Source organism: Pseudomonas sp. R11F (genome assembly GCF_050312575.1).
GTDB classification, from domain to species: Bacteria; Pseudomonadota; Gammaproteobacteria; order Pseudomonadales; family Pseudomonadaceae; genus Aquipseudomonas; species Aquipseudomonas palleroniana.
The window spans coordinates 71,338-82,075 of sequence record NZ_JBNPJU010000072.1 but is presented as its reverse complement, the minus strand read 5'-3'; the positions used below and the strand labels follow the sequence as shown (position 1 = coordinate 82,075).

Annotated in this window: 3 protein-coding genes; 1 reads left to right on the top strand and 2 read right to left on the bottom strand. The window is 62.4% G+C overall.

All coding sequences use genetic code 11. The features are described from left to right. Positions 1 to 147: 147 nt before the first annotated feature. Entirely contained in the window at positions 148 to 3,858 is a 3,711-nt protein-coding gene (gene metH, locus ACQRBV_RS23720; RefSeq protein WP_060757124.1) for a methionine synthase, read from the bottom strand. A 166-nt stretch (positions 3,859 to 4,024) separates the two neighbouring features. On the opposite strand from metH, the gene ACQRBV_RS23715 reads away from it, so the two are divergent. Next, a complete protein-coding gene (locus tag ACQRBV_RS23715; protein WP_090371501.1) occupies positions 4,025 to 6,316 on the top strand; it encodes a fatty acid cis/trans isomerase in 2,292 nt (763 codons plus the stop codon). A 21-nt stretch (positions 6,317 to 6,337) separates the two neighbouring features. On the opposite strand, the gene ACQRBV_RS23710 is transcribed toward ACQRBV_RS23715, so the two are convergent. Next, positions 6,338 to 10,729: an SET domain-containing protein-lysine N-methyltransferase gene (locus tag ACQRBV_RS23710; RefSeq protein WP_411983890.1), complete on the bottom strand. Its 4,392-nt coding sequence runs from the start codon at positions 10,727 to 10,729 to the stop codon at positions 6,338 to 6,340. Between the last annotated feature and the right edge of the window lie 9 nt (positions 10,730 to 10,738).

The window sequence follows — 10,738 nt, the reverse complement described above, 5'->3', positions numbered from 1 at the left end:
GTGTGTCAGTCAGCAATTTATCGACTGACTCACCCTCATCGGGAGCAAGCCCCCTCCCACAGTCGCCGCGGTCCTTCAGAAACACCATGGCGTCCTTGTTGGGGCGGCTGCGCCGCCCAGCGCGGGGCGAGCCCGCTCACTACAGGGTCAGTTGTCGTAGCCGAGGTTCGGTGCCAGCCAGCGTTCAGTCACGGCCAGGTCCTGGCCTTTACGCGCGGTGTAGCTTGCAATCTGGTCTTTATCCACCTTGCCTACGGCAAAGTACTGTGCCTGCGGGTGGGCGAAGTACCAGCCGCTGACCGCCGCCGCCGGGAACATCGCGTAGTGCTCGGTGAGGAACACTCCGCTGCGGCCGGCGTGCAGTTCATGGGCTTCGGGGTCCAGCAACTGGAACAGGGTGCCTTTCTCGGTGTGGTCCGGGCACGCCGGGTAGCCGGGGGCAGGGCGGATGCCGCTGTACTGCTCCTTGATCAATGCCTCGTTGTCCAGCGCTTCATCCTTGGCATAACCCCAGTAGTCTTTACGCACCTGCTGGTGCAACCACTCGGCACAGGCTTCGGCCAGGCGGTCGGCCAGGGCCTTGACCATGATCGAGTTATAGTCGTCACCCGCATCCTGGTAGGCCTTGGCCACGTCTTCGGCACCGATGCCGGCGGTGGTAATGAACCCGCCCACGTAGTCGGTCACGCCGCTGTCCTTGGGGGCGACGAAGTCGGCCAGGGAGAAGTTCGGCTTGCCGTCGGTCTTGATGATCTGCTGGCGCAGGTGGTGCAGGGTGGCCAGAGGCTTGCCGTCATCGCCGTAGACTTCCAGGTCATCGTCCTGCACCTGGTTGGCCGGCCAGAAGCCGAACACCGCGCGCGCGCTGATGAGTTTCCCGTCGATCAGCTTCTTGAGCATTTCCTGGGCATCGGCGTACAGCGCGGTGGCGGCTTCGCCCACGACTTCATCGGTGAGGATGCGCGGGAATTTGCCGGCCAGGTCCCAGGAAATGAAGAATGGCGTCCAGTCGATGTACTCGGCCAGGACATTCAGGTCGATATTGTCCAGCACCTTGGCACCGGTAAACGTCGGCTTGACCGGGGTGTAGCCGGCCCAGTCGAACTGCGGCTTCTTGGCGATGGCCGCCGCGTAGCTCAGGCGCTCGGTGCGGGCGCTACGGTTGGAGGTGCGCTCGCGAACTTCCACGTACTCCTCGCGGGTCCGTTCGACAAAACCGGCCTTGAGTTCCTCGGACAGCAATTGCGTGGCCACACCCACCGCACGCGAGGCGTCGGTGACATACACCACCGCATCGTTGCTGTATTTGGGCTCGATCTTCACCGCCGTGTGCGCCTTGGACGTGGTCGCGCCACCGATCATCAGCGGCAGGTGGAAATCCTGGCGCTGCATCTCACGCGCCACATGCACCATCTCATCCAGCGACGGGGTGATCAGGCCGGACAGCCCGATAATGTCGCACTGCTGCTCCTTGGCCACCTGCAGGATTTTCTCCGCCGGCACCATCACGCCCAGGTCGACGATGTCATAGCCGTTGCAGCCCAGCACCACGCCGACAATGTTCTTGCCGATGTCGTGCACGTCGCCTTTGACCGTGGCCATCAGGATCTTGCCCTTGGCTTGCGGCTTGTCGCCTTTTTCCAGCTCGATGAACGGGATCAAGTGGGCCACGGCCTGCTTCATCACCCGGGCGGATTTCACCACCTGGGGCAGGAACATTTTGCCGGCGCCGAACAGGTCGCCAACAATGTTCATACCGGACATCAGCGGGCCTTCGATCACTTCGATCGGGCGTGCGAACGACAACCGGGATTCCTCGGTGTCTTCAACGATATGCGTGGTGATGCCCTTGACCAGCGCGTGCTCCAGGCGCTTGTTGACCTCCCAACCACGCCACTCCTCGGTCTCGGCTTCCTTGACGCTGCCGTCGCCCTTGTACTTGTCGGCAATGGCGAGCAGGGCGTCGGTGCCGTCCGGGGTGCGGTTGAGCACCACGTCTTCCACCGCATCACGCAGCTCGGCCGGGATCTGATCGTAGATTTCCAACTGGCCGGCGTTGACGATGCCCATGGTCAGGCCATTGCGGATCGCATACAGCAGGAACACCGAATGGATCGCCTCGCGCACCGGGTTGTTGCCACGGAACGAGAACGACACGTTGGACACACCGCCGGAGCTCAGCGCATACGGCAGCTCGTCGCGGATATAGGCGCAGGCGTTGATGAAGTCGACGGCATAGTTGTTGTGCTCTTCGATACCGGTGGCGACCGCGAAGATGTTCGGGTCGAAGATGATGTCTTCCGGTGGGAAGCCGACCTCATTCACCAGGATGTCGTAGGAGCGTTTGCAGATCTCTTTCTTGCGCGCTTCGGTGTCGGCCTGGCCGGCCTCGTCGAACGCCATCACTACCACCGCCGCGCCATAGCGCTTGCACAGCTTGGCGTGATGAATGAACTGCTCCACGCCTTCTTTCATGCTGATGGAGTTGACGATGCCCTTGCCCTGGATGCACTTGAGGCCCGCTTCGATCACGTCCCACTTGGAGGAGTCGATCATGATCGGCACGCGGGAGATGTCCGGTTCGCCGGCGATCAGATTGAGGAAGGTCACCATGGCCTTCTTCGAATCGAGCATCCCTTCGTCCATGTTGATGTCGATCACCTGGGCGCCGGCTTCCACCTGCTGCAGGGCGACTTCGAGGGCTTCGGTGTAGTTGTCTTCGCGGATCAGCCGGGCGAACTTGGCGGAACCGGTGATGTTGGTGCGTTCACCGACGTTGACGAACAACGAGCTGCGATCAATGGTGAAGGGCTCCAGGCCCGACAGGCGGCAGGCCTTCGGAATGTCCGGGATCACGCGTGGCGCGTAGCCGGCCACGGCCTTGGCAATCGCCTCGATGTGGCCTGGGGTGGTGCCGCAGCAACCGCCGACGATGTTGAGGAAGCCGCTCTGGGCGAACTCTTCGATGACCTTGGCGGTTTCCGAGGGCAGCTCGTCATACTCGCCGAACTCGTTGGGCAGGCCGGCGTTGGGGTGGGCCGATACGTGGGTGTTGGCCTTGTTGGACAACTCTTCCAGGTACGGGCGCAACTCGCTGGCGCCCAGGGCGCAGTTCAAGCCCACCGAAATCGGCTTGGCGTGGGCCACGGAGTTCCAGAACGCTTCGGTGGTCTGGCCCGACAGGGTACGGCCGGAGGCGTCGGTGATCGTGCCGGAAATCATGATCGGCAGTTCCACGCCCAGCTCCTCGAACACGCCTTGCACGGCGAAGATCGCGGCCTTGGCGTTGAGGGTGTCGAAGATGGTTTCGATCAGGATCAGGTCGGCGCCGCCTTCGATCAGCCCTTTAGTGGCTTCGGTGTAGTTTTCCACCAGCTCGTCGAAGGTCACGTTGCGGTAGCCGGGGTTGTTCACGTCGGGCGACAACGAGCAGGTGCGGCTGGTCGGGCCGAGCACGCCGGCGACAAAGCGCGGCTTGGCCGGGTTCTCCAGGGTCTTGGCGTCGGCCACCTTGCGCGCCAGGCGCGCACCTTCTACGTTTAGCTCGTAGGCCAGTTCTTCCATGCCGTAATCGGCCATGGAAATGCGCGTGGCGTTGAAGGTGTTGGTCTCGAGGATGTCGGCCCCGGCATCCAGATAAGCCTTCTCGATCCCGCCGATCACGTCGGGGCGGGTAATCACCAGCAGGTCGTTGTTGCCCTTGACGTCGCTTGGCCAGTCGGCGAAGCGTTTGCCACGGTAGTCATGCTCCTCGAGCTTATAGCTCTGGATCATCGTGCCCATGCCGCCGTCGAGGATCAGGATACGTTCCTTGAGGGCTTGGTGAAGGGCTTGCAGACGAGCGCTACGATCGGACATGGGACTACTCTGGTCAGGCATTACGGGGGGCATGAATCATAGCAAACCTGTGCCGATTTGGAGCATGCCCGGGCTTTGCATGAATATCGTTCATGTTGGAAGGGGCGATGGCCCTGTAGAATCACCGGCAATTTTTCAGCGTACGCTTCGATTCGGGACCGGGCACATGCCATTTCGTTTTATTACCAGCGCCGTCCTGGCGTTGGTCGCCGGCTATGCCCAGGCACAAGGTCCCGCTTCGGCGATCTCCTATACCCGCGATATTCAGCCGATCTTTACCGAGAAGTGCGTGGCCTGCCACGCCTGCTACGACTCCGCCTGCCAACTCAACCTGGGCAGTGCCGAGGGCGCGGCGCGCGGTGCGAGCAAGTCGCCGGTTTACGATGGCGAGCGCAGCCAGGCGACGCCAACCACCCGTTTGTTCTATGACGCGTTCGGCAAGCAGGCGTGGCAGCAAAAGGGTTTCTATTCGGTGCTGGACGCCCAGGGCAGCCAGGCCGCGCTGATGGCGCGCATGTTGGAACTGGGCCACAACGCGCCGCTGCAACCCAATGCCAAATTGCCTGAAGACATTGTGCTGGGCCTCAACCGCGACAACATGTGCGCAATGCCCGGCGAGTTCAACGCCTACGCCGGCGCGCATCCCAAGGAAGGCATGCCCCTGGCGGTCACCGGCTTGACCGATCAGCAGTACCAGACCCTGCAACGCTGGCTCGCCTCCGGTGCGCCGATCGATGAGCAGGGCCTGGCGCCCAGTGCCCGTGAAGCCTTGCAGGTGCAGCAATGGGAGAACCTGTTCAACCAGCCCGGCGCCCGCGAGAGCCTGGTGGCGCGCTGGTTGTACGAGCACTTGTTCCTGGCGCATATCTATTTCGAGAACGGCGAGCCTGGGCATTACTTTCAATGGGTCCGTTCACGCACACCCAGCGGCCAACCCATCGACCTGATCGCGACGCGCCGCCCCAACGACGACCCCGGTACCCAGGTGTACTACCGCCTGTGGCCGGTGCAGGGGGTGATTGTGCATAAAACCCACATCACTTACCCGTTCAGCGCCGAGAAGATGGCCCGCATCAAGGCGCTGTTCTACGCCGGCAACTGGCAAGTGAATGCCTTGCCGGGCTACGGCCCGGGGCGTCGCGCCAACCCGTTCGAGACGTTCGAGGCGATCCCGGCCAAGGCGCGTTACCAGTTCATGCTGGATAACGCCGAATATTTTGTGCGCACGTTCATTCGTGGGCCGGTCTGCCGTGGGCAGATCGCCACGGATGTGATCCGCGATAACTTCTGGACCCTGTTCCAGGACCCGGATCACGACCTGTACATCACCGATGCGCGTTACCGCGGCCAGGCCACGCCATTGCTGGCGATGCCGGGGCAGAACGATGACGTGGGCAGTGTGCTCGGCCTGTGGCTGGCCTATCGCGACAAGCGCAACCAATACGAAGTCTTGCGCCGCGACAGCTATGCAGACGTGGCGCCGCCCAGTTGGTCGACCCTGTGGGCCGGCAACGACAATGCGTTGCTGACGATCTTCCGTCACTTTGACAGCGCCTCGGTCACCAAAGGCCTGATCGGCGAAGTCCCGCAAACGATGTGGTTGTTCGACTATCCGCTGCTGGAGCGCACCTATTACCAACTGGCGGTAAATTTCGACGTGTTCGGCAACGTGTCGCACCAGGCCCAGACGCGCTTGTATTTCGACTTGATCCGCAACGGCGCCGAGCAGAACTTCCTGCGCTTGATGCCGGCTGACAGCCGCGACGGTTTTCTCGATGACTGGTACCAGAACAGCGGGAAACTGAAGATGTGGCTCGACTATGAGGCGATTGACGACGACAAGCCGAGCGGCCTGCACCTCAACGCGCAAGACCCGAAACGCGACTTCGCCAACCAGTTGCTGGCCCGCTACGGCGACCTCAACGTCAGCCCGGACCCGATCAACCGCTGCACCGGCGCGTTTTGCTCGCGTGACGGTATCGAGCCGGCCTTGCAGGACGCCGAACAGGCGCTCAGCCGCCTGACCTCACGCCCGGCGGCCGGGCTCAAGGTCATCGACCAATTGCCTGAAGCGACCCTGCTGCGCATTGAGACCGCCAGCGGCAAGCGCGAGGTCTACAGCATGCTGCGCAATCGCGCGCACAGTAACGTGGCGTTCCTGTTGGGTGAGGCCTATCGCTACCAGCCGGGGCTGGATACGCTGACTATTTATCCTGGCGTACTGACCAGCTATCCGAACTTCATCTTCAACATCCCGGCGCAGCAAGTGCCTGAGTTTGTGGCGGCCATGGAGAACGCCAAGGATGCCAAGGGTTTTGAGCAGATCGTTGATCGATGGGGTATTCGTCGCAGTCATCCGCTGTTTTGGCAGTACTTTCACGATCTGTCGCGGTACATCCACGAAACCACACCGGTGGAAGAGGGTGTACTGGACATGAACCGCTATGAAAACCTCTGAGTCCCCGCGCTATCGTCGACCCTACGGGGATGGGCGTGACCAGTAGGCGGGGCCATAGTCCATCAGCAGTTCACTGCCGGCGCGAATGTCGTCCTTGGCGATCAGGAAGACCATGTATTTTCCGGCATAGACGGCCGCCACATTGTCGTTGCCCACGCGTGGCGCGCCGGGCATCTGGCCTGTATTGATCAGGCTGAGCATATTGCTGTTGCCATGCCCGCTGATCGTCGCGCCCTCGGTGGCGGTCTGGAATAAATAGTCGGACACCCGCTGCATGCCATGCTCAAGAATATCGGCGCTGAGCGACGCATCATTCAGATGCAGGCGCCCGGTGTACGGCCCCAACACATCAAAATGCTGGATATCGCGCCGTGCCACCAGCGAGTAGCCGCGCTCCGGGCCGTCGTCGAGTTTTTTTACCTCGAACAGTTCGCTCAGCAGGTCATGGTGACGGCCTTCCTTGGTGATCCAATCCTGGATGTCTTCCGTCACGGCCTCGATCACCCGCTGGCGCTTGGGCTCCCTGAGCCCGTCGAACAGGCCGCAGTCATTGGTGATCCTGATCTGCTCCACCGCGCCCTCCAGCTCTGCCGTCAGGCTGCGGTTGACGTTGTAGGGATCTTGCAGGATCGGCGCGGCATTGTTGATCTGGTGCCCATCGGGGCGATCGGCGTCGTAGTGCGTACGGCTGCGCTTGGCGGCGAGGGTAGGCTGTTCAGTGTCGGGTTCACGCGGCGACGTCTGGGTGGTGGAATCCTTGGAGGGACTGGCGGCCGGCGCCGGCACTGTGCGCTTGCGCGCCAGCGGTGTGTTGGGCAGGGGCTGGTCAAAAAATACCGCCAGGCGCCCGGCCTGGGTCAACTGGCCATTGTCCTCGACATACTGCCGCCATTTCACCGGGTTCAGATTACGCTGGTCGAGGAAGTGTTCCATCGAACGATGCGGCTGGGCCTGGGCCTGGGCGTGCAGGCGGTGCCAATCCTCCAGGTCTTGCCGGGTCAGCGGGCTGAACGACTGCTGCAGGCTGTGTTTTTCCAGGACTTTGCCAAGTGGCGTGAATGAGCCGTCCATATTGACATGGTCGATAAAGGCCTGCGGGTCGAGGTTGTGATCGTGGGCATAGCCCTCGCGGGTGCGCTTGACCCGCATCGCCTGGGGCATGCGCCGCCAGCGTTGCAGGTTTTTCAAGGCTACGGGCACCCGAGCGCGGTTGGCTTGATCGAGCATTTCCTGGCCGCGACCGCGCAGTTCGCCGCGGGTATGCACAAACTGATGAAACGCTGCGGGATCAAGCTTGTGCTTTTTGATGAAGGCGTCCGCCGCCAGTTTCAGGGCCATCTCGGAGAAGGCCGACCACTTTTGCAAGGTCGGCGGCGTAAGCACATTCAGGCCATCCGGCGCGCCGCCCGCGAGTCTTGTCGGGCTTGAAAACCAATGGCCGGGCTGCACCGAGGACAGCCTGATACCCAAGTCCTGATTGGTTTTCGGGTTGACCAGTGCGACGGTAAAACTGTTTGCGCTCCCTTCGGCGATTTCCTCGAGGTAGCCGTAGGAATGCTCGCGGATCTGATAAACGGCGATCTCGCCGCGCTCATCGATGTTGCAGACAAACGCTTGACCATACTCGCGTCGGTGGAAAATCCCCCGGGAATCCGGCTTGAGCCCGCTGATCCAGTGGGCTGACACCGCATAGCGGCTGATGTGCGGGTCGCTGTTGCTCATGACCGTGACCGGTTCGCGAAAGCGTGGGCCGAAGACGCTGTCCGACGCTGCGTCAATCAAGCGCCAGTCTGGGCGTGCATTACTGCCAACATTACGCAGCGGCACATTCGGCGTGCCGGCTACCACGAACAGTCGGTCGCCGGGTTGCCGTGGCGTCCAGCCTGTGGGGTTTACCGGGATCAAACGGCTGGCCGGAATCATCTCGTCCGCCCATTCGCCGAACGTGTTCAAGGTCTTGTAGAGCAATTTGAGCGAGTAATAATGGCCCATGCGCAAAAGGGTCGGGAGGGCGCTGAGTGGGTTGAGTTCCTGCAACACCTGGATGATCAACTGCCGCGTCAGGGTCTTGAGCGCGGGCAGCGCCAGGCGAATCCCGGCTCGGCCCGATTGCACGATCACCCTGGCACTGCCGGCCACGTACTTGCCCAGGGGCAGGGCAAACCCAACGATATCGGCAAAAAAACTCAAGCCGCCGAGGGCCACGCGTTCCGGGTCGCTGGAATTGAGGTCCTCGATGGGGCCCCAGAACGGCACCAGGACTTTGCCCCAGAACGCCATGCGCTCGCCGAGGTATTCGCCGAGGTCCAGTACCTTGGTGGCTTCACGGGTGGTATCCAACAACGCGACTTCGTCGCAGTAAAAGTGTTGCTCGGCAATCATGTGCGCCAGCGCTTCAGCGCGTGCGCCATAGAGGTGGTTGGTGGCGCGGGACGCCTGACTGACGGGTAGATCGAGCGGTGCCAGCACCTCGCCAACGGGGTCGGCGATCAGCGTATGGTGCTGGCCGGGCCTGGGCGTTGCGCCGTTGCGGTAGGCCGGCCAGTCGAATGCCAGCAAGGTGCCGCAGCGAAAACTGCCCTTGCCGGGGCGGGTGGCGCCGCCAATCGATTGGGTCTTGACCACGCCACCGATCAGCAGGCTACGGATGTCGTCGCGCACACGAATCACGCCAAGGGCGGGAAACACTTCGATGTAACACGCCGCGTTCGCCAGACGCGGGTTGCCCAGGCGCAGGATGAAACCCGTGCGGCCACGTACGGCGGCGGTCCGGCGCGGGGTCTCGAAGGTGGCTTCGACGTCGCGCAGCGGCTCGCGCAATGCATAGACGCGGACTTCATCGCGCTCGATATCGCCGACCGCCGGCGGGATTTGCGCGAGCAGTGTCTTGATCAGTTTTTTATAGGCGGCTTTCGGGGTTTGCAAATAGGCATAGAACGCCGTGTCATGGGCTTGGTCGCTGCTGAACTGCGCGCGTCCCGGTGGCCGGAGTACAAGCTGCTTGACCGCCTCGATCACCTCGCGCTCGTGGCGCTCCAGTGCCGCAACCGCCTGCGTCACTTGCTCCGGGGTGTAGCGCTGCTTTTGCACGGGCAGCAAACCGTTGGCCTGCGCCCAGTGCAGGGTCGGTGGCAATCTGGCCAGGGTCACCAGTGCCTGTCGCCCGGTATCGCCCTCGCAGGCCCGGAAGTACTCGGCTGAAAGGTTGTGCAACTCATCGAAGGTGAAACCCCGCGCCGCGCCGGGTGCCAGGCATTCGGCGAGCAGAAAGCCACTTTTGAAATGCACCCAGGCACTGGTGGTGCCGTAGGACAGCTCATCGGGAATGTCCTCGACCCATACCTCGCTGGCGATGTGCGCCTTGGCGACGCACAGCACCAGCGCCGCGCCATGGGCGTCGACGCCCAACTCACGCTGGTAGTCGTGCAGCAGGGACTCGCGGATTTGCGCGTAGCGGGCGCACGGTTCGACCAACCGGTTGAGTTCGTTGTCGTACTGGGCGGCGTCCTGGGGCTTGATGCTCAGCCATAGGGCGCGCCAGACGAGTTTGACCAGCACTGCCCGGGGGCAGTCCTGCGTCGGGTCTGCGCCGAACCAGTCGAGTGCGCTGACGATCCGCCGGCCGACTTCGAGGCTGTGGGGTTGATGCAGGTGTTCGCTTAACAGTGCCGTCGGCTGGCTGCGGGCCAGCTTTTGCTGCGGGGTAAAAAACGTGTCGGGAAGGATGTGGCTGAACAGCGATTTGCCGTGTTCCTCTTCCAGCGCACGCGTCACGCCGACGATGATTGCATCGCCGGCGTCGCCCAGTAGCGGCTCCAGGTCGTTATTGTGATCGGCATGCCCCAGCGCGAGCAGCGCGCAGCATTCGCGTAGCGTGTCGAGCAGTCTGTTCCATTGCGCGGGCGTGGCCGGGCTGTGGGGGACCAGACCGTAATATTTGAGCGCGAGATCGAAGCGCACCGAGCCGTCACTCTTGAGCCCGTCGCCGACGCGATGGAGGATGGCCAATAGCACCTCGGCATCCATCGTCCAGTAGGTGGGGATATCGCGCAGTACCACGGGTTGATTGCACAGCGTGAAAACCTCCGGGATGGCAGGTTTTGGCTGCCTCGGGGTGTTGACGAGGGCGGTGAGGGAGTCCAGCAGCGTGTCGGTGTAGGGTGTCTGGGAGGGTTGCCGGTTGTGTAGGTATTCGACAAAGTCCTCGTCGGCCTCCAGCTTTTGCAGCGTGGTGAACGCGGCCTGGCATTGTCGGCCGAGTTCGGAACCGGGGAGCGGGCGGTAATAGAGGCTGGCGGCCGCTGCGCTGGAGGCGGAGCTGGCCAGCGGGGTGACTGCATCGATCAAGTGGTACAGGGTGTCGAGCTGGGCGGGGCGTTTTCTGCAAAAAATCGATGACGATAGTGGGTCCATGGCGGGTCT

What these genes read in the sequence shown, in the direction of transcription:
- ACQRBV_RS23715 (WP_090371501.1), top strand. Translation starts at nt 4,025, where the DNA reads ATGCCATTTCGTTTTATTACCAGCGCCGTCCTGGCGTTGGTCGCCGGC.
- metH (WP_060757124.1), bottom strand. Translation starts at nt 3,858, where the DNA reads ATGTCCGATCGTAGCGCTCGTCTGCAAGCCCTTCACCAAGCCCTCAAG.
- ACQRBV_RS23710 (WP_411983890.1), bottom strand. Translation starts at nt 10,729, where the DNA reads ATGGACCCACTATCGTCATCGATTTTTTGCAGAAAACGCCCCGCCCAG.